The sequence below is a fragment of the Salinimicrobium oceani genome (genome assembly GCF_012037645.1).
Genome location: NZ_JAAVJR010001645.1, coordinates 1 through 284, shown reverse-complemented (window position 1 = coordinate 284; position 284 = coordinate 1). Strand labels below are relative to the sequence as shown.

General features: G+C 39.4%; 1 pseudogene. It reads left to right on the top strand.

Annotated features, from left to right (window positions below):
• Nucleotides 1-14 precede the first annotated feature (14 nt).
• Nucleotides 15-284 (top strand): annotated as a pseudogene (locus HC175_RS23450) (translocation and assembly module lipoprotein TamL); the annotation flags it as partial.

Here is a 284-nt window from a genome sequence, read left to right as displayed (position 1 = left end):
CATTCAATCTCACGATGATGAAGGCAGAAAGAGAGCGTATAGATGCTGCCCTTAAGAACCGTGGTTATTACAACTTCAGTTCGAATTTTCTCATTTTTGAGGCAGATACAAATCAGTATGACCGCAAAAAATTTGACCTGTTCCTACGAGTTAAAAATGAAGTTCCCGAAGCGGGGCTAAAACCTTATCGCATAAAGGAAGTGAATATATATCCCAACTATTCACTGGGTTCAGATTCTCTGGCTCAGGACACGGTAAGGTTCAATAATAGAAACTATATTCAG